The following is an 18,978-nucleotide window of genomic DNA, read 5'->3' as shown; positions in this document are numbered from 1 at the left end:
CATCATCACCTCTGTTAGCACTCTTTATCTTCGAGTGCTAAATCTATTACTAACTTACCAAAATTGACATTCAATTGTCAACGGAAACGTCACGAAATAGTGAAACTTTTTCACACCAACTAGACATTATATTAATCAATTAAAAATGATTGAAATACTTCATTCCCTAATAACTTACCTTGTCTCGTCAAACAAACATAGTCATCTTTGTTCTGAAGCAATCCATGTTCTTTCCCCTGTAACAACTGCTTCGCAAAGATTTCATCCATTTCTACACCAAACTTCTTCTGAAACCCTAGTTTAGACACACCCTTTGTTTTCCTAAGTCCTAAAAATAGCTCTTCTTCCATTCTTTCCTTTCTCGTCACTTCATGAACATCTAGATGAGGGAACCCAGTTTCATCAATTTTAGAAAAGTATTGTTTTAATGGACCAACATTTTGGATTCGTTCTCCATTTACATAACTGTGAGCACCAGCTCCAAAACCATAATACTGTTCATTATTCCAATATGTGAGATTATGCCTACTTTCATATCCTTCTTTTGAAAAGTTACTAATTTCATACTGGTAATAACCATGTTTTTCCATATCATCCATTACCATTTCGTACATCTTCGCCTCATGATCTTCACCAGGAAGCCTTAATTTTCCTTTGTTCATTAAATTGTAAAAAACCGTTTTCGGTTCAACAATTAAAGAGTACGCAGAGAAATGTTGAACACCAAGCGTGAAGGCGATATTTAACGTTTCTTTCACATCTTCAATCGTTTGTCCTGGCAATGCATAAATTAAATCGACATTAATATTCGTAAAACCAACTTCCTGCGCTTCACGAATTGCTACAAATGCATCTTCTCTCGTGTGCTTACGTCCAATCTTCTCTAACAGTTCATCTCGAAACGTTTGGACGCCAAAACTAATTCGGTTTACACCGCCCTCTAATAGAAGATCCAATTTTTCTTTCGGTAAATCTCCAGGATTCGCTTCAAACGTTAATTCACAATTCGGAGCGAACGGACGTAAACGACGATTAATAATATCAAGAAGCTTTTTCGTCTGCTCCATATTTAATGCTGTTGGTGTCCCGCCTCCAACAAAAATTGTTTTCATATTTTCAAACGGTACCTTTTGCACTGTATTTATTATCTCTTTTTCTAAATACTCCAAATATTGAACAACAGGCTGGCGTTCAATAAATACTTTATTAAAATCACAATAGTGACAAATATGCTGACAAAACGGAATATGAATATATGCTGCTTGTACCAAAATATACTCCTACCTTTCTAAAAAGAAAACCTCCGCACTTTCGGAGGCTCTTTTACTTCTGTAACGTGTTACGAATTTGTTCCATTCGCATTTTTCCCCAATCATACATCATTTCGACGATTGGTAAAAGTGTCATACCTAGTTCCGTCATAAAGTACTCTACACGAGGAGGTACTTCTGGATATACTGTCCGACCAATAATTCCATCTTCAGTTAATTCTTTCAATTGATTCGATAAAACTTTATGAGAAATATTAGGAAATAATCGTTGTAATTCACTAAAACGGTGCGGCCCTTCGACTCCTAAATGCCATAAAATCACAACCTTCCACTTCCCGCTAATAATAGAAAGTGTCAATTCCTTTTCACAATTAAAATCTCCGTTTTGTATTTTTTCTTGAATATCTTTTCTAATATTTTCAGACATCAATAGTCTCCTAACTCTGTATCCATGGTTACTGTTGTTGCTTACAATAAAAAGCATCCTCCCCATTGTAAAGGAGAGATGCAAAGATGTCTAAAAAAGGAATCCTACGTACAAAAAGAAGCCGTAAAAACGGCTTCTTTCTTATTAGTTATCATCCATTTTCAATACAGCCATGAATGCTTCTTGTGGTACTTCTACAGAACCAACAGACTTCATACGTTTTTTACCTTCTTTTTGTTTATCAAGAAGTTTACGTTTTCGGGAAATGTCTCCACCGTAACATTTTGCAAGAACGTTTTTACGCATCGCTTTAATTGTAGAACGTGCTACAACTTTGTTCCCAATTGTTGCTTGAATTGGTACTTCAAACTGTTGTCTTGGAATTAATTCTTTTAATTTTTCTACGATTACTTTACCACGGTCGTACGCTGAATCACGGTGTACGATAAATGATAAAGCATCAACTTGTTCAGAATTTAAAAGAATATCCATCTTCACAAGTTTAGATGGTTTATAACCGATTAACTCGTAGTCAAATGATGCATATCCCTTCGTATTTGATTTTAGTTGATCGAAGAAGTCATATACGATTTCAGAAAGCGGGATTTCATATGTTAACGTAACACGTGTTTCATCTAAATATTGCATATCAATAAACGTACCACGTTTACCTTGGCAAATTTCCATTACAGCCCCAACATAATCATTTGGAACCATAATTGCAGCTTTTACAAATGGTTCTTCTACACGATCAATAGACTGCGGATCTGGCATGTTAGATGGGTTATCTACAATAAGATCTTCACCGCTCGTTAAATATACTTTATAAATAACGCTTGGTGCTGTTGTAATTAAATCAATCTTGAATTCACGTTCAATACGTTCTTGAATAATTTCCATATGAAGTAGCCCTAAGAATCCACAACGGAAACCAAATCCTAACGCTTGAGATGTTTCTGGTTCAAACTCAAGAGCAGAATCATTCAATTCAAGTTTTTCTAATGCATCACGTAAATCGTTATAACGTGCAGAATCGATTGGATATAAACCACAGAATACCATTGGGTTTAATTTACGATAACCTGGTAATGGTTCTGCTGCTGGACGTTTCGCATGTGTGATCGTATCACCAACGCGCGTATCTCCCACGTTTTTAATAGATGCTGCTAAGAACCCTACATCACCTACTGTCAATTCTTTACGTTGTGTTGTTTTCGGTGTGAATACACCTACTTCTGTTACTTCGAACTCTTTACCAGTTGCCATCATACGTACTTTATCGCCAACTTTTACTGTCCCGTTTACAACACGGATATATGCGATTACTCCGCGGTATGGGTCATATAAAGAGTCAAAAATCATACATTGAAGCGGCTCTTCTGGGTCACCTTCTGGAGCTGGTACTTTTTCAACGATTTGTTCTAAAATGTCTTCAATACCGATGCCAGCTTTTGCAGAAGCAAGTACAGCTTCTGATGCATCTAAACCGATTACATCTTCTACTTCTTGACGAACACGCTCTGGATCAGCACTTGGCAAGTCGATTTTATTAATAACCGGTAAAATCTCTAAATTATTATCAAGCGCTAAATATACGTTCGCTAACGTTTGCGCTTCAATACCTTGCGCTGCATCGACAACAAGAATTGCACCTTCACAAGCCGCTAAACTACGAGATACTTCGTACGTAAAATCGACGTGTCCTGGCGTGTCGATTAAGTGAAGAATATACTCTTCACCATCTTTTGCTTTATACGTTAATTGAACTGCATTTAATTTAATTGTAATACCACGCTCACGCTCTAAATCCATAGAGTCAAGTAATTGAGCTTTCATTTCGCGCTGTGTTAACGCATTTGTTTTCTCCAAAATACGGTCTGCCAACGTTGACTTTCCGTGGTCAATATGAGCAATGATGGAGAAATTACGAATTTTGGACTGTCTTTTTGCTCTTTCTTCTTTATTCATCTATGTTCTCAACTCCTAATAGTCTCGCCAATATACACTAGCACTGATTATATCAATAGAGCAGCAAAGATTCAATGAAAACTCGCGCTGCTTATAAGACAAATCTTCCTCTCTTTATCTTATGCGAGCAAAGCAAACGAGACAAACCTTTTTATAACAAAAAAATGGCTGCCTTACAAAATGATAAGACAACCTTTCTTTATTACCCCAATTGGTGAAAAATATCTTTTATTTTCCCAATTACTATATCTGTACTAAACTTGGCAAGGCCTCGAGTAAATTCCGCGATCCCCATTCCCAGTCCTTCTACAACATTAAAACTTCTGAGACTTTCTAACTGCTTTTGTTTTTCACGTGCCGAAAATATGCCTCCTAAAATTTCCGGATCAACATTTCCACTCCCAGTTCCTGTCATCTGGGCAATTTGTTCATACGTTGGCTGCCGATAGCCTTTCATGCTTTTCAAGCCATGATTAGCAATCCCAATCCCAATTAGCATCAAAAAAAGAAACAGAACAACACAGCTTATACACTGGAACGTAAACCGACTCAACTTAGTCTATCCCTTCTCATCAATGTGTATATGCACCTGTATTATCTTGATCAATTTGATGGTGAAGCGCTGCATTTAACCCACTCGCTATTACATTTGCCATGTCTTCAATAAATGCATCTACTTCTTTCGGCGTTACCATTAAATTATGACCAAGCGGAGCTAATACCTCATATATTAATTTTCGCTTTTCTTCATCTTCTAATGTACCTACTGCTCCTAAAAACATATTACGGCTTTTTTCATCTGGCATATCTTCCTCTGTTAATTTCTTCTTTTCTCCGAATGTAAAGCCGGCTGGCAATAAAGAGCGAGACGGTTTATCACCCTCTCTCATTTCACGCCCAAAATGCTTTAAAATAAAATCAATTGTATCACTCGTAATGGAAACAGCATCTACAACCGTTGGAACACCAATCGCAATCACAGGAATTCCAAGCGTTTCTTTGCTTAGTTCTTTTCGTTTATTCCCTACACCCGATCCAGGATGAATTCCTGTATCTGAAATCTGTATTGTACTATTTACTCTCTCAATCGACCTAGCAGCAAGTGCATCAATCGCAATCACAAAGTCAGGTTTTGTCTTTTCAATGATGCCATAAATGACATCGCTCGTTTCGATCCCTGTAATCCCCATTACCCCTGGACGAATTGCACTAACAGGTCGATATCCATCTTCTACACTTTCAGGCTGTAATTTAAAAAGATGACGCGTTACAAGCACATTTTCTACAACGATTGGGCCAAGAGCATCTGGTGTGACATTCCAATTCCCTAATCCGACGATTAAACAGCTTGCCTCTTTAGAAATTCCAATTTCCTCTAATAAATAAGAGAATTCTTTCGCAAAAATACGCTCTACTTTTTGTTGCAATTCTGTATCTTGCTGACGAATCCCTTGCACTTCAAGCGTTAAATAATTCCCAGGTTTTTTACCCATTGATTCAGAAGCAATTTCATCGATTATCACTTTCGTAATCGTAATCCCTTCTTCTTCACGCTCTTTCACAACAACACCTTGGATTCCTGTCTGTTCTTTTTGACGTTCTTGTAACATTTGATGAGCTTCTACTGCAAGGTCTGTTCTAACACTATATTTACTTAAATCTAATGGTTCTTTCATCCTATCTCCTCCGTAATTCATAGTAAATATAGTTAGATTCCCCAAAATTATATAGGGTCATTCTTTCCTTTACATGAAATTTCATTGATCTCGCTATTGCAATTCTCTTCTCTGTTTGATAGAATATCACTTGTTCTATGTAAGTATCGAGTCACTCGATCGCACCAGGGAGGTGAAAAGTATGGCAAACATCAAATCTGCTATCAAACGCGCTAAACTTAGCGAAGAGCGTCGTGCACATAACGCTTCTATCAAATCTGACATGCGTACAGCTGTTAAAACTGTAGAAGCTTTAGTTACTAATAACGATCTTGAAAATGCTAAAGAAGCTTTCAAAACTGCTTCTAAAAAACTTGACAAAGCAGCTCGTAAAGGTCTTATCCACCAAAACGCTGCAGCTCGTCAAAAGTCTCGCTTAGCGAAACAAGTAAACGCGTAAGGCGTTTAAAAACGATCCATTCGGGTCGTTTTTTTATATACGAAAAAAGTTCATGCGACGAATGGCATGAACTTTTTTTGTATTTTATTCAGCTATAACTTCCACTTTTATTTATCCAATATGATTTAAACGCATTAAAAAAAACTCTAAGACAAGTTTCTTATCCATTTTTCCCGTTTTCATACTATAGTCAGCTTCAGCTAACTCTAAAATAACTTTTTTCAATTCTTCAAACGAGAAAAACTTCGTTTGATTCATCGCTAACTTTACTCGGTACGGGTGAACACCAATGTGCGAAGCAATTTGATTTTGTCCATATCCACGTTGCTGTAATTCTTTTACTTGGTTGAGCAGACGAAATTGACTCACTAATAACGCCAACAATTTAATTGGTTCCTCTTGCTGCGTAAATAGCCCATCTAAAATTTTCATAGCCCCAGCAATATCTTTTTTTACTACCTTTTCTGTTAACGCAAACACATTTTGTTCAACTGATTTTGGCACAAGTTCTGTCACAAGCTCTGTTGTAACTTCTCCACCCACCCCAACATAAAGGGTCAACTTATCCATTTCCGTGGCTAACATCGTCACATTGCTTCCTACAAGCTCTAGCAGCAAGCTAATCGCCGCTTCTTCAATATATACATGTACTTCATCTGCACGATCCACAATCCATTTACGAACGTCCTGTACTTGCATCGCATTAGCTTCTACTACATCTGCTGTTTTCTTTAATAATTTTGTGATTTTTTTTCGCTCATCTAATTTTTCATAAGGAGCTACAAATACAACAATTGAAAATGGTGATGGCTCTGCAATATACTCCTCTAAAATCTTTATATTTTGTTCTAATTTTTCTTTTTGTGATGTCAAAAACAATGGAGATTTAATTAATAAGATTTTACGTTCTCCAAAGAATGGAAGCGTTCGTGCATCTTCTATTACATCTTCCAAATACGCTTCTTCTAATTCATACGTTACAACATTAAACTCACGATCTTCCTCAGCTAACGCTTCCGTTGTGATAAGCTTGATCGTTTCATTTATAAAATACGCTTCCGTTCCATATATTAAATAAAGCGACGCAAACTGTTTTTTTTTAATTTTTTTATGTATATCACTCATACTTTTTCCTACTCCCTAACTTGGCAATATACCTCTATACTAATGTGCTATCTTTTGTTTTACAAGTACAAAGGAACAGGCTTAAGTAAACCCGTCCCTTTATCTATATAAAACGCCACGCAATAAGTCCCGGGATTCTTATTGGTGTGCGGTAACCACCTTACCATTATTATTCACAACTGCTGGATAAGTATAATTGTTAACTGTTAACATGCTTGGAAATCAAATTCACACCTTCTATTTGCATAAGAAGTAGCACCTGTTTCTACAAAAACATCCTCTATTTATCTTCATATGGAAATTGTAGATTTTTTTCTGACAATATCTTATACTAAAATGGAATGTTGGGGAGGGATTCTAAATGAATGAATTTGAACAAAACGTTCAAAGTAAACGCAATGACGCTATTGATTCAGGAGTAGGTTTTATCGTCTCATTTGGTTTTTTCGCAACACTTTTCATTATTGCAACAATTATTAAATTTATTGGTTCTTAAAGGCTGCTTCTTGCGGCCTTCCTTTTTCACTTCATCTTTTCTGTGCTTCATCATATGTCAGTTTACTTCGAAACGTTCCCCTTTTTCCTTCAAAAACATACAAAACCCCTCCTTGTTTATCCGTTCGCCATATTTCAATATCAAGCTCTAACAAACGCTCTAGCACTTGTTGGTGCGGATGTCCATATCGATTACGCTCTCCAGCTGAAATAATGGCCTTTTGAGGCTGAATAAGGCGTAAGAAGGCAGGTGAAGACGACGTCTTACTACCATGATGTCCAACCTTTAAAATATCTGCTCGTAACTCTGGATATTGCTTTATGATTCGCTGTTCACCTTTTTCTTCTAAATCTCCAGTAAACAGCCAGGTAAATCCCCCTAACTTTGCCCACAATACAATAGATGAATCGTTATCCCCATTCTCCTCTCCCTTTGGCGATAGCACTGTAAATGCTGCTTCGTCTACTTGCCATCTATCCCCTTCTTCCACGATGTTTACCCTTATATTTTTTTGCTTTGCAATTTGTCTCAATTCTTTTTCGAGCACAGTATCTTCTCGTTTCTTTCCAAATACAATTTCCTCTACAGCAATGGTAGATAACAATTCTTTAGCCGCTCCCATATGATCTGTATCACCATGCGTCACAATTAACTTATCAATTTTCCGAATACCTTCTTTTTGTAGAAACGGAATGAGAATATCGTGTCCAACAGAAAACTCATGTTTTTTCTTCTCCCACACTTCCTTTTTTAAAGGGATTGTCCCCCCCGTATCAATGAGGTAGATTCCCTTGTCATACGGAAGACGAATCAAAATTGCATCCCCTTGTCCAACATCAATAAAAGCCACACTTCCGCTGGCACGGAAATAAGGTGAAACATAATGACTAATACATATAAAGAGGAAAAATCCGGCAGCTATGGAGAAAATACATTTTTTGACCGATTTTTCCCACACAACAAATGTACCAATAATACTAAAACTATATAAAACAACAAGGAATGAAGGTGTTTGCCCAAAAGTAAGACGAAGAAATGGGAGGTTTTCACAATACCGAAGAATCTCATTAGAAAACATTAAACATAATGATAATCCATGCGCCAATCCTATCGATACAAAAGGAATAAATAACATAAAAAGAAAAATAACGATGCTACATGGTAGTACAATAAAAGATAAAAACGGAACATATATAAGATTGAGTAAGATACTATATGGAGAAAAATAACCGAAGTGATATAACAAAATAGGAATACTAGCAAGTTGTGAAATAATAGAAAGATAGATTGTATTTTGAATGAGACCATTGTCACGATGCAAAAGACGATTTGCCGATAACAAAAGCGCAAAACTACCAACAAAAGAAAATTGAAATCCTATATCGAATACCATATAAGGATCATATACAAGCATCAATATAGCTGTCATACTAAGCGCATCTACACTTGAAATACGAATAGAATGCATGAGTGCTAGCAATACCATAACACCTGTTACAGAAGCCCTTATGACAGATGGAGACGCTCCTGCTAAAAACATATAGAGTGGAATACAAACAACAAGACATATTGTCGTCATTTCCCTCGTCATTCCGATTCGAAGTAAAATAAAATAGCCAATTGCCATTAATAATACAATATGGGATCCAGAAATCGCTAATAGGTGGATAAGACCCAATTGCTGATATCGTTCTTCTACTTCAAATGTCATTAGTTGCCGATCACCAAACAACAATGCATTCATAAATGCCCCAGATTGTCCAGGAAACATTTCTACGACTTCCGACACCGCATTTTGGCGCAATAAAAAGACCCACTGTATAAACGTTAAAGAATTTTGCGTACAATTTGAAATCTCTTTCGCTTCAAATAAAAAATGAATCTTTTGCTTGTGTAAATAGTCACGATAGTCAAAACCATGAAAATTCCGTGCTTCTGATGGCACTTTCATTTCTCCTTGAAATGCACAAGTCATACCAGCATGTAATTTCCGCAACTGTTCTTTTTGCTCAGCTGATTGAATTTTGTACATCAATTGCAATGTATCTTGATTAGCGACTTCTATTTGAAAAGAAAGTCGATCACCATTTATAAGAGGCGTAGTTTGAATCACACCTTCTGTCATTTCAAAGTTTAATCCTTTTGAAGGCTGATTTTCCCATTCAACATATGATGCATAGATGTAACTACTAGCGCATGTTACTATACAAAGAACGAGTACTTGACGTGAAGTACGATATATACAAAATAAAATATAACAACCAAATACACTAACAGACAACAACTGAAACGAGGAACAGGCGATTGCAATCCCTACAACAAACGAGATTGCAATATAACCCCATTGACCACGCAACTTATACTCACTCCTTATAGCGGATGTTCAAAAAGTCCGGTAAAGATAGCTGTCACATTGCTTCGTTACGTCGCCAGTCCGGTACTCATGTAGTTCCATCTACACTCCGTATCCTCCTGACCTCCGTACCTCGAACTGCTCGGCTCTCTTTATCCTCCTTTTTGAACAAACACTTATAGCATCTCTTTTGCTTTAGCGAATACCTCTTGTAATTCATTCATTGTTAAATCAGCTTTTTCTAAAGATGAAAACAGTTCTTTTAATTGTAAATTACGTTCTTGTTGCTCTAACGATGTAATATCATATTCGAGCGGAACATGTTTCACTGTTACATTCGCTTGCTCAAATAATTCTACAGCGTACGGATGATTTTTATAATCTCGTGCATAATAGACAGCTGTAATACCACTTTGAATAATGGCTTTACAACATTGCAGACAAGGAAAATGCGTAACATAAATCTCTGCATCTTCTGTTTTCACACCAAATTTTGCACATTGCAACAACGCATTCATTTCAGCGTGAATTGTACGAACACAATGATTATCAATAACGTAACAACCATCGTCTATACAATGAACACCACCTTTGATAGAACCGTTATAACCACCCGCGATAATTCGCTTATCACGGACAATCGTCGCTCCTACTGCAAGTCTCGTACACGTGCTACGTAGTGATAATAAGTGACTTTGCGTCATAAAGTATTGATCCCAAGAAATTCGTTCCATATCTTCACCTACTTTTTCATCTACTTGTAGTGTAGCGAAAGAAGAAAAAGTTCGTCAATCCTTACGGAATAATTATTTTATCTTTTATTTTTTCAAGCGACTTCTCTCCAATACCATCCACCTCCAGTAAATCTTCCATTTTTTGAAATGGTCCATGTTCTTCTCGATATTTCATAATATTTTCTGCTTTTCGAGGTCCAATTCCCGTTATTTTTTCGAGTTGCTCTTTTGATGCAACATTAATTTGAATTTTCCCCTCCTGCTCTGAAGGTAGATTAGCTCCCTGCACTTGCTCTCCTTTTTTCGGGACATAAAGAAGCATTTGGTCTTGCATGAGCTGCGCTAAGTTCACTTTTGTTATATCAGCTTCAGGTAAAAAACCACCCGCTTTTTCAATCCCATCTTTTACGCGTGCGCCCATTCCCATCTCATATACACCCTCACGATGCACAGCTCCTTTTACATCAATCACTATTGTTTTTTTCTGTTCTTTTGATTCTATTGCTTTTAATTTACTTTTGTTCTCTTCACTCTTCACATTTGGATTCACTCTCACATCCGGTTGCTCAGCTTGCTGCTTTGTCTGCCATATAAAGAGTATAAATACAACTCCAATAGCCCCTAATAAAGCGAGCCACTTCTTTTGAAAATTCTGCATGATTTTAATACCTCCAATTCATAAATTCACAACATAGTTCATATTGTTTAGGAGAAAGATGTTACGAAGGAGGGATGAAACATTGAACATAGGAATTATAGGGACAGGAAACATGGGGAAGATACTAATCGATGCATTTTTAGAAACCCGTGCTGTCAAACCTTCGTGCCTTACTATTATTAATCGTACGCCTGCCAAAGCATATCATATAAAAGAGAAGTATCCTTCTATTCATATAGCAAAGACAGTACAAGAGGTAATTGGACGCTCTCAGCTTATTTTCATTTGCGTTAAACCCTTAGACATCTATCCAATTTTAAAAAAACATGCTACTCACTTTACTGATGAAAAATGTTTAATTTCTATTACAAGTCCTATATCAGCAAATCAATTAGAAAAGGTTGTATCTTGCAACGTCGCACGTATTATTCCAAGTATCACAAACCGAGCATTCTCTGGCGCCTCACTATTCACATTCGGAAAAAACTGTTCGAGAGAATGGGAACAAAAGTTACTTCGTTTGTTTAAAAATATTTCTACACCTATTGTGATCGGGGAAGATATTACAAGAGTCTCATCTGATATCGCAAGCTGTGGCCCTGCATTCTTTAGTTACTTACTGCAACGTTTCATTGATGCTGCTGTAGATAAAACAAATATTACTCATGAGGAAGCAACTACTTTAGCAAGTGAAATGATTATCGGAATGGGGAAATTACTAGAAAAAGAAATTTTCACATTACCAACTCTGCAAGAGAAAGTATGTGTTAAAGGCGGTGTTACAGGAGAAGGCATTCGGATTTTAGAGGATCACGTTGGAGATATGTTCCATAAATTATTCGAGCAGACACATGAAAAATACGATGAAGATTTAGAAGGCGTAGAGCAGCAATTTGATAAGCACACATAAACAATACGCCACAATGATACAAAATCCTCTTAAAACTTCTTACCTTTTTCTGATCCTATTTTTTATCAAACTTTATTTTTTATATTTTATAGATACTACTTTTCTACTTTTCTATTAATAAAATATTGTATTCTAAACAAAACAAAAGCAACCTAATCGGTTGCTTTTGTTTTTTAGCCATTCTTTTTCGCCATAAAAAAGATACGTTCCGTTTGTTCAGTTACTTCCATTCGTTCAAAGTCCCCCGTTACACGAAGCACTGTAAAACCAGCTTCTTCAAGCCATTCTGTTATTAATTCAACTGAATAGGCACGTTGTATATGACATTCATCAAAACGATGGTATACACCTTCCTCTGGATCCTGTACAAAGAATGACAAATCATGTTCTATACTATTTGACTCTTCGCCAGAGAAGCAGTTCCAAATAAGAGCTATCTCTTCTCCATTGACTGTGTACGTTTCATTTTGAAATACATGATGAATTTTGTATAAAGAGTGTACATCAAATAAGAATAGACCATCTTGACGCAAATGGTGGAATACTCGTCTGAATGTCTCTTGTATTCCTTCTTCTTCCAGTACATAATTTAATGAATCACAAAAGATTGTCACACAATCAAATTCACCTGGAACATCCAGGTCTCTCATGTCTTGTTGGTAAAAAGGAATGAAATGCCCTTCTCCTCCAAGTTTTTGCTGGGCGACTGTTAGCATTTCCTCCGAAAGATCGACACCAATCATGTCATAACCTTTTCGCACAAGCGGAAGTGTTACATTCCCCGTCCCGCACGCTACATCAAGAATTTTCGCCTCTTTCAAGCCTGCCTGCTGCAGACTTTCCTCAGTGAATTCTACCCATTTATCATATGGGACATCATTCATGAGTTCATCATACAACAATGCGAATTGCTCATATCTCATTGGCTTAACTCTTCTGTAATATCTTCACGTGGCACATCGCCCCATAGACGCTCTAAATTATAATGATCACGCTCATCTTTATGGAAGACATGCGCAACCACATCACCAAGGTCCACTAGAACCCAACGAGCTTCATCGAAGCCTTCCATACGTTGTACGTCAATTTGGAACTCATGTGCCTTCGCTTTAATTTCACGTGCAATCGCTTGTACTTGTTTATCAGAATTTCCGTGACAAATAATAAAATAATCTGCAATCGGTGAAATACCTTGCATGTTTAGTACAACCATATCTTCTGCTCTTTTATCATCAGCTGCTTTTGCTGCTAATACTAATAACTCTTTATCTTTCATTCAGTAATTTCCTCCTTCAAGATTGCATTATATGTTTGAAATGTTAACGGATAGATTGTTTGATCCTTTTCCATTAAAAATTGAATCGTACGTTTTAATGCAAATAATAAAGCTTTATTTATATCTTCCTGCGCTAATCTCCGCGCTTCTTCCACACCTGGAAATTTACGGCCAGGTTCAATATAATCTGCCACATAAATAACTTTATCAAGCATTGTCATCTTTTCATGACCACTTGTATGATATGTAATAGCTTGCAGGATTTCATGGTCCGTAATGCCGACTTCTTTTTCTACTAAGTATGCCCCAACTGGCGCATGCCATAACTCTTTGTTGTAGTGAAGTAAATCTTTCGGCAGCTCTTCCTGCTTAATAATGTCTTCCATTTCTTGAATCGGTCTACATTTTGCATAATCATGAAATATAGCAGCCATTTCTGCTTTTTTTTCATCCACGCCATATTGCTTAGCAAGTTCAATTGCTGTTTCCATTACACCAATTGTATGTATATAACGTTTTTCATGCATTTGTTGTTTTACAATCTCAAGTGCTTTCTCACGATTCATACAACCCATTCCTCTCGATATATACCTGTACTTGTTCCGGAAGCAAATATTTGCACGTTTTCTTCTCCTTATACCTCTTTCGTAGTAAGGAGGATGAAACAGCAAATTCCGGAATCTCTACCGTGACGATTTCATAAGGCGTATTTAGTGTGTACCCCGGTCTTGCAACTCCAATGAAAGTTACAAGCTGAAGTAATTTTTCAATGTTATACCATTTTGGTAAATACTCCACCATATCTCCACCAATAATAAAATAAAACTGCACATCCGGATGCTTCTTTGTCAATTGTAACATAGTGTCATATGTATAGGATGGACCTTCTCTTTTTAGCTCTTCTAAACAAATCGAAAAACTCTCCTCTTGCCCAATTGCTAACTCTAACATGTCTAATCGATTTTCCACACCTGTAATATTGCGATCCTGTTTATGAGGTGGAATTTGATTCGGCAAAAACCATATTTCATCAAGCGCAAGTGCATCATACACCTCATTTGCAATTAACAAATGTCCATAATGAGGCGGATCAAATGTGCCGCCAATGATTCCGATTTTTTTCAAACGAAACGCCCCCTTTAGTTCACAAGCAGTAATCTTCCCGAAATAATATATGGAAAGATTACTGCCCGTAAAAACTCAATTGATCTAAACCCTATTAGCAAGAACTACCCCAAACATAGCGGGCATAAGCTATGGAAACGACCTCTATACATCCTGAGCAAAATAAACTGCTATTATGGAAGTTTGATTTGTTTATTTTCTCTTGATTCTTTATATAAAACAATTGTACTTCCAATTACTTGAACGATTTCTGCTCTTGCACCTTTAGCCAGTTCTTCTGCAACTTCACGGCGATCAAATTCACAGTTTTGTAGCACGCTCACTTTAAATAACTCACGAGCCTCTAATGCGTCTGCAATTTGCTTTACCATATTTTCATTTACGCCGCCTTTTCCAACTTGAAAAATCGGTGTTAAGTGATGTGCTTTTGCACGTAAAAATCTTTTTTGTTTTCCTGTTAACATATAGTTAGCCTCCAAGCTTTCTCATTACTAGTTGTTTCATTCTTTCGATATTTGGCATACATCCTGTCCACATTTCAAATGCAAGTGCTCCTTGATAAACAAACATATCGATTCCATTTTGCACAATTGCCCCTTTCGCTTTCGCATCTTGCAAAAGCTTTGTCTCAAAGGGATTATAAATAATATCCGAAACAATCGTTCCTTGTTTCAAAGCCCGAATTTGCAACGGTGTATTTTGGATATGTGGATGCATTCCTATCGTTGTCGTATGAATGATAATATCATATTTTTTTTGCTTTTCTGTTGCTTGCTCTAACGAAAGAGCATGCGATGTAATCTTCGCTTGACACCCAGCAATAAGCTGAGTTGCCTTTTCCACTGTGCGATTGGCAATATCAATTTCCTTTACTCCTGCGTCTATAAGAGAAAAATAGATAGCACGGCACGCTCCGCCTGCACCGAGTAATAAAATACGCTTTTGATCAAGTGGATCTTTACTAATTGATTGTAAAGAACGAACATACCCAATTCCATCCGTATTATAACCAATCAGTTTTCCACCTCTATGAACGACCGTATTCACAGCACCAATTTGCTTCGCTAACGGATCAATTTCATCTAAATATTTCATAATTGAAACTTTGTGCGGAGTTGTAACATTAAATCCTGAAACTCCTAATGCCTTTAAACCCGTCACCGCTTCCCCTAATGTGTCCTCTTCTACAAGAAACGCATGATAATGAGCATCTATATTTGAGTTTTCAAATGTATCGTTATGCATAAGCGGCGACAATGAATGTCCTATTGGATTCCCGATTACACCATATAATTGTTTCATAAATCCCTCTCCATATTAAATTAAAGATTTACGTAGTGAAACACTAACTCCTTTTGGTACATGAGCCACAATCTTTGCCCCAGACTCATTTACAGTAACCCATCCTAAACCAGAAAATACAACATCTGTTTTTGGCTCACGAATATTAAATTCATACTTCACAAGCTCAGGCATATTTTCTCGTTCTTCAGGAGTTGGTGGGTTTAATAATTCCCCAGCATGTTTTTCATACAATTCGTCAGCCTTTTCAAGCTTTGTACGATGAATTGTTAAACGATTTGAGAAATGACAAGTGAACGCACGACGCCCACCACTCACATAGTCAAAACGTGCTAATCCACCGAAGAATAATGTTTGTTCTTCGTTTAATTGGAATACCATCGGCTTGATTTCTTTCGTAGGTGTAATCAGCTTTAAGCTTTGCTTCCCAACATAATGTGCCATTTGATGGTGATTAATAATTCCTGGTGTATCATATAAAGAAGATGTTTCATCTAATGGAATATCAATTAAATCAAGTGTCGTTCCTGGGAAATGAGATGTTGTAATCACGTTCTCAGTTTCTTCACTAAACTCTTTAATCATGCGATTAATAAATGTAGATTTACCAACATTCGTACAGCCTACAACGTATACATCTTTACCGTCACGATACTGTTCAATCGCCTCCGCAAGTTCACCAATACCTTGTCCTTTTTCTGCACTAATTAAGAAAACATCTTCTGGTTTTAAACCGAGCTGCTTCGCACTATAACGCATCCAATGTTTCACTTTATCGTGTTTTACCGACTTCGGAATTAAATCCGCTTTATTTCCAACAAGCAATACTTTATTATTTCCTACAAAACGATGTAAACCTGGTAACCAGCTACCATTGAAGTCAAAAATGTCTACAATTTTGACAACAAGCGCATCTGATTGTCCAATTCCATTTAAAATACGAAGGAAATCATCGTCTGTTAAAGACACATCTTGAATTTCATTGTAATGTTTCAAACGAAAACATCGCTGACAAATCACTTGTTCTTTCTCTAAAGATGAAGCTGGTGCATACCCAACTTCATTTTTATTCTCTGTTTGAATCTCTACACCGCAACCAATACATTTAATTGTTTCAGTCAAACTTTATTCCTCCCAGTTAATTAAACCTTTTTTCTTCATATTTCTCATAATTCTTCGTTCAATCTTTCGATTAAAGCGTGTTACTAATCCATCTGTTTGAGCCACTGGTACGACTAAAATTGTATATAAACCAACGCGATTTCCACCCAGTACATCTGTTAACAATTGGTCGCCAATAACAACTACTTCATCCGCTGCTAAATTCATTTTTCGTATCGCACGCTTAAAAGCACGAACAAATGGCTTACGTGCGCTATGGATAAACGGAATGCCTAGCGGATCTGCGAAATCCTTTACACGTTGCTCATTATTATTCGAAACGACCGTTACTTGAATGCCTTGCTCTTTCATTTTTAAAAACCATTGCTCTAGCTTAGGTGTTGCATTCGGACGATCCCATTCAATTAAAGTATTATCTAAGTCAGTTATAATCCCTTTAATCCCGCGTTTTTTTAAATCTTCTGGTTGAACATGATATACGTTTTTTACGTATTCATTTGGTAAAAATAATTTCAATTTCTTTCACCTCTTTGAGGAGTTTTCATAAAATTTTTCGACAACATTTTTCGATAAGTCACTTGTGGATAACATTGTACACATTTTCCACATTATTTTTTCAGTCAATTCTTAATTTATTAACAATTCACACACATTTTATCCACGGCTATATGTGGATAACCAGTCATTTGTGACTATCATATTTTTTTGATACAGTAGATGCAACAAAGAACCTATCCTTTTTATCGGAGGTGACTCACCTTGAAAACGAAATATATGGAACAGTTATCTACTGAGTTACTCACTGAGTCTTATTATAAAGCAAAAGAACTAAAATTAAATCCTGACTTCATTTTACTTATAAAACAAGAAATCATCCGGCGATCATTAGAGGACAAGCTTGTCAAATCGTCTTGAGTATATAGATTACTGCTTCACCTGTAAAAAGAGCCATCCTCAAGATGGCTCTTTAAATAAAATGAAACTTTCCTCAATAGGAACTTTTCACTTAGCACGTAAGCTCATCTAACTTCTTAGTGCCCTCACAATTTTGCGATAGAACTTTTACTGTTCGCTACCATCAGATAAGCGAGTTGCAATTTTTTCACCAAGGCGAAGTTCTTGTCCACTCATTAACGTTGGAACAACTTTAACCATTCCTTTTTCAAACAGTAAAACGACTGTTGAACCAAAAGTAAAGTATGCCATTTCTTCACCTTTTTGAACAGCATTTCTTTCATGAAGTAACTCAATACTATTTACAAACATAGCTCCTACTTTTACAAGTGCCATATGTTGTCCTTCACTATCAACCTCTGTAATAGAACGATAATTCTTTGACAACGGTTCTTTTCCATATTTCATCCCTGCTGTATTCACCGGGTATGATTTCCTTCCAAGTACAAACCGCTCTGTCACAGTGCCTGAGAGAGGACTATGAATACGATGATAATGACTTGGACTTAAATAAATAACCATATATGTACCGCCGGCATAACGCTTTGCTCGCTCTTCATTACCTAGCATATCCACAATTGAATAACGCTTGCCTTTAATATGAAATATTTTCGTTTCTTCAATAGGGCCATAATCAGCAAATACCCCATCAACTGGACTAACAACACTTGATGCCGCTGCATGTATTTCTCGTTTTCCTTCTTTCAATTTACGTGTAAATAATTCATGCAGCGTCTTGTACTCCTTTAAATCCTTTTCCATCTCATCCTGATTCAGTTGAAACACTTTGGCATAGGACGAAATAATAATAGAACTTAAACGAGATTGTGCAAATTTACGTAATATATAAGAAGTAAAACGACCGTTTGTAAGTTCGATCATGAATCGATATAATGTACGTCGCAAACCGCGAAACCTCCTAATAATTCTTAATGCAACAATTAAGTTTAGCTTTCCCCTCTTTTCTTTCTATATCATACAGTAAAATTCTTAAAAATGTTTTTTATGTTCAATGATTATAAAGCAAATCCACTATGTAAAAAGAAAGAATAGGTACTATTTCATCCTTAAATTCGTTAGCACCTTCTAATATTACAGATAGAACTCGGCATTTTCAACAGTGAACGGTATATTTCTTCATA

22 protein-coding genes are annotated in these 18,978 nt (G+C 36.5%); 4 read left to right on the top strand and 18 right to left on the bottom strand.

The features are described 5' to 3' along the window. Positions 1-131: 131 nt before the first annotated feature. From hemW to gpr, 5 genes are all read right to left on the bottom strand, one after another. A complete protein-coding gene (hemW, locus tag HRG09_RS01105) occupies positions 132-1,271 on the bottom strand; it encodes a radical SAM family heme chaperone HemW (protein WP_174098957.1) in 1,140 nt (379 codons plus the stop codon). Positions 1,272-1,323: 52 nt separating this feature from the next. Beyond that, the gene (locus HRG09_RS01100; protein WP_174098956.1) at positions 1,324-1,698 is read right to left on the bottom strand and encodes a winged helix-turn-helix transcriptional regulator; all 375 of its coding nucleotides are present in this window, start codon (positions 1,696-1,698) and stop codon (positions 1,324-1,326) included. A gap of 144 nt (positions 1,699-1,842) precedes the next feature. Continuing rightward, positions 1,843-3,666, bottom strand: coding sequence for an elongation factor 4 (gene lepA, locus HRG09_RS01095; protein WP_174098955.1), 1,824 nt, complete (start codon positions 3,664-3,666; stop codon positions 1,843-1,845). A 202-nt stretch (positions 3,667-3,868) separates the two neighbouring features. Then, complete coding sequence (locus HRG09_RS01090; RefSeq protein WP_174098954.1) at positions 3,869-4,219, bottom strand: DUF3679 domain-containing protein; 351 nt, start codon at positions 4,217-4,219, stop codon at positions 3,869-3,871. A gap of 19 nt (positions 4,220-4,238) precedes the next feature. Next, the gene (gpr, locus tag HRG09_RS01085; RefSeq protein ID WP_174098953.1) at positions 4,239-5,342 is read right to left on the bottom strand and encodes a GPR endopeptidase; all 1,104 of its coding nucleotides are present in this window, start codon (positions 5,340-5,342) and stop codon (positions 4,239-4,241) included. A 181-nt stretch (positions 5,343-5,523) separates the two neighbouring features. Here gpr and rpsT point away from each other — a divergent pair, with 181 nt between their 5' ends. Next, positions 5,524-5,781, top strand: a complete 258-nt coding sequence (gene rpsT, locus HRG09_RS01080) for a 30S ribosomal protein S20 (protein ID WP_001274013.1) — start codon at positions 5,524-5,526, stop codon at positions 5,779-5,781. Between the two features lie 111 nt (positions 5,782-5,892). Here rpsT and holA read toward each other — a convergent pair whose 3' ends face one another. Next, on the bottom strand, positions 5,893-6,906 hold the full coding sequence (gene holA / locus HRG09_RS01075; protein WP_174098952.1) for a DNA polymerase III subunit delta: 1,014 nt from the start codon (positions 6,904-6,906) through the stop codon (positions 5,893-5,895). 361 nt (positions 6,907-7,267) lie between these two features. Between holA and HRG09_RS01070 the strand changes: the two genes are divergently transcribed. Beyond that, positions 7,268-7,402, top strand: coding sequence for a YqzM family protein (locus tag HRG09_RS01070; protein ID WP_001001652.1), 135 nt, complete (start codon positions 7,268-7,270; stop codon positions 7,400-7,402). Between the two features lie 31 nt (positions 7,403-7,433). Here HRG09_RS01070 and HRG09_RS01065 read toward each other — a convergent pair whose 3' ends face one another. From HRG09_RS01065 to HRG09_RS01055, 3 genes are all read right to left on the bottom strand, one after another. Beyond that, complete coding sequence (locus tag HRG09_RS01065; RefSeq protein WP_174098951.1) at positions 7,434-9,758, bottom strand: DNA internalization-related competence protein ComEC/Rec2; 2,325 nt, start codon at positions 9,756-9,758, stop codon at positions 7,434-7,436. Positions 9,759-9,931: 173 nt separating this feature from the next. Then, positions 9,932-10,489, bottom strand: a complete 558-nt coding sequence (locus tag HRG09_RS01060) for a ComE operon protein 2 (RefSeq protein ID WP_174098950.1) — start codon at positions 10,487-10,489, stop codon at positions 9,932-9,934. A gap of 61 nt (positions 10,490-10,550) precedes the next feature. Next, positions 10,551-11,150: a helix-hairpin-helix domain-containing protein gene (locus HRG09_RS01055; RefSeq protein WP_309231947.1), complete on the bottom strand. Its 600-nt coding sequence runs from the start codon at positions 11,148-11,150 to the stop codon at positions 10,551-10,553. 79 nt (positions 11,151-11,229) lie between these two features. Here HRG09_RS01055 and comER point away from each other — a divergent pair, with 79 nt between their 5' ends. Then, positions 11,230-12,057 (top strand): late competence protein ComER, encoded by an 828-nt coding sequence (gene comER, locus HRG09_RS01050; RefSeq protein ID WP_174098948.1) that lies wholly within the window; start codon positions 11,230-11,232, stop codon positions 12,055-12,057. Positions 12,058-12,230: 173 nt separating this feature from the next. Here the strand turns inward: comER and HRG09_RS01045 are convergent, their stop codons facing one another. The 8 genes from HRG09_RS01045 to HRG09_RS01010 all read right to left on the bottom strand — a co-directional run bounded on the left by HRG09_RS01045 (position 12,231) and on the right by HRG09_RS01010 (position 17,398). Continuing rightward, positions 12,231-12,980 (bottom strand): class I SAM-dependent DNA methyltransferase, encoded by a 750-nt coding sequence (locus HRG09_RS01045; protein ID WP_174098947.1) that lies wholly within the window; start codon positions 12,978-12,980, stop codon positions 12,231-12,233. Then, positions 12,977-13,333, bottom strand: a complete 357-nt coding sequence (gene rsfS, locus HRG09_RS01040; protein ID WP_016116389.1) for a ribosome silencing factor — start codon at positions 13,331-13,333, stop codon at positions 12,977-12,979. Before rsfS ends, HRG09_RS01045 begins: the two co-directional genes overlap by 4 nt. Continuing rightward, positions 13,330-13,899, bottom strand: coding sequence for a bis(5'-nucleosyl)-tetraphosphatase (symmetrical) YqeK (yqeK, locus tag HRG09_RS01035; RefSeq protein ID WP_174098946.1), 570 nt, complete (start codon positions 13,897-13,899; stop codon positions 13,330-13,332). The genes rsfS and yqeK overlap by 4 nt, the downstream gene beginning before the upstream one ends. Further along, entirely contained in the window at positions 13,889-14,458 is a 570-nt protein-coding gene (locus tag HRG09_RS01030) for a nicotinate-nucleotide adenylyltransferase (protein WP_174098945.1), read from the bottom strand. The genes yqeK and HRG09_RS01030 overlap by 11 nt, the downstream gene beginning before the upstream one ends. Before the next feature lie 173 nt (positions 14,459-14,631). Beyond that, entirely contained in the window at positions 14,632-14,922 is a 291-nt protein-coding gene (gene yhbY, locus HRG09_RS01025; protein WP_017150751.1) for a ribosome assembly RNA-binding protein YhbY, read from the bottom strand. Between the two features lie 4 nt (positions 14,923-14,926). Next, complete coding sequence (gene aroE / locus HRG09_RS01020) at positions 14,927-15,760, bottom strand: shikimate dehydrogenase (RefSeq protein ID WP_174098944.1); 834 nt, start codon at positions 15,758-15,760, stop codon at positions 14,927-14,929. 15 nt (positions 15,761-15,775) lie between these two features. Further along, positions 15,776-16,882, bottom strand: a complete 1,107-nt coding sequence (yqeH, locus tag HRG09_RS01015; protein WP_174098943.1) for a ribosome biogenesis GTPase YqeH — start codon at positions 16,880-16,882, stop codon at positions 15,776-15,778. 3 nt (positions 16,883-16,885) lie between these two features. Beyond that, complete coding sequence (locus HRG09_RS01010; protein WP_174098942.1) at positions 16,886-17,398, bottom strand: YqeG family HAD IIIA-type phosphatase; 513 nt, start codon at positions 17,396-17,398, stop codon at positions 16,886-16,888. A 243-nt stretch (positions 17,399-17,641) separates the two neighbouring features. Here HRG09_RS01010 and sda point away from each other — a divergent pair, with 243 nt between their 5' ends. Continuing rightward, a complete protein-coding gene (sda, locus tag HRG09_RS01005; protein ID WP_174098941.1) occupies positions 17,642-17,797 on the top strand; it encodes a sporulation histidine kinase inhibitor Sda in 156 nt (51 codons plus the stop codon). Between the two features lie 147 nt (positions 17,798-17,944). On the opposite strand, the gene HRG09_RS01000 is transcribed toward sda, so the two are convergent. Then, positions 17,945-18,742 (bottom strand): phosphatidylserine decarboxylase, encoded by a 798-nt coding sequence (locus HRG09_RS01000; RefSeq protein WP_174098940.1) that lies wholly within the window; start codon positions 18,740-18,742, stop codon positions 17,945-17,947. Positions 18,743-18,978 lie beyond the last annotated feature (236 nt).

It is taken from the genome of Bacillus sp. Xin1 (assembly GCF_013314535.1).
Lineage (GTDB): Bacteria > Bacillota > Bacilli > Bacillales > Bacillaceae_G > Bacillus_A.
This window is presented reverse-complemented; position numbering and strand designations above follow the sequence as displayed.

Bases quoted from the DNA above. Each gene is read 5' to 3' on its own strand.
- holA (WP_174098952.1), bottom strand. From the start codon at position 6,906: ATGAGTGATATACATAAAAAAATTAAAAAAAAACAGTTTGCGTCGCTT.
- yhbY (WP_017150751.1), bottom strand. From the start codon at position 14,922: ATGTTAACAGGAAAACAAAAAAGATTTTTACGTGCAAAAGCACATCAC.
- HRG09_RS01100 (WP_174098956.1), bottom strand. From the start codon at position 1,698: ATGTCTGAAAATATTAGAAAAGATATTCAAGAAAAAATACAAAACGGA.
- yqeK (WP_174098946.1), bottom strand. From the start codon at position 13,899: ATGAATCGTGAGAAAGCACTTGAGATTGTAAAACAACAAATGCATGAA.
- rsfS (WP_016116389.1), bottom strand. From the start codon at position 13,333: ATGAAAGATAAAGAGTTATTAGTATTAGCAGCAAAAGCAGCTGATGAT.
- HRG09_RS01045 (WP_174098947.1), bottom strand. From the start codon at position 12,980: ATGAGATATGAGCAATTCGCATTGTTGTATGATGAACTCATGAATGAT.
- HRG09_RS01060 (WP_174098950.1), bottom strand. From the start codon at position 10,489: ATGGAACGAATTTCTTGGGATCAATACTTTATGACGCAAAGTCACTTA.
- rpsT (WP_001274013.1), top strand. From the start codon at position 5,524: ATGGCAAACATCAAATCTGCTATCAAACGCGCTAAACTTAGCGAAGAG.
- lepA (WP_174098955.1), bottom strand. From the start codon at position 3,666: ATGAATAAAGAAGAAAGAGCAAAAAGACAGTCCAAAATTCGTAATTTC.
- gpr (WP_174098953.1), bottom strand. From the start codon at position 5,342: ATGAAAGAACCATTAGATTTAAGTAAATATAGTGTTAGAACAGACCTT.
- aroE (WP_174098944.1), bottom strand. From the start codon at position 15,760: ATGAAACAATTATATGGTGTAATCGGGAATCCAATAGGACATTCATTG.
- HRG09_RS01070 (WP_001001652.1), top strand. From the start codon at position 7,268: ATGAATGAATTTGAACAAAACGTTCAAAGTAAACGCAATGACGCTATT.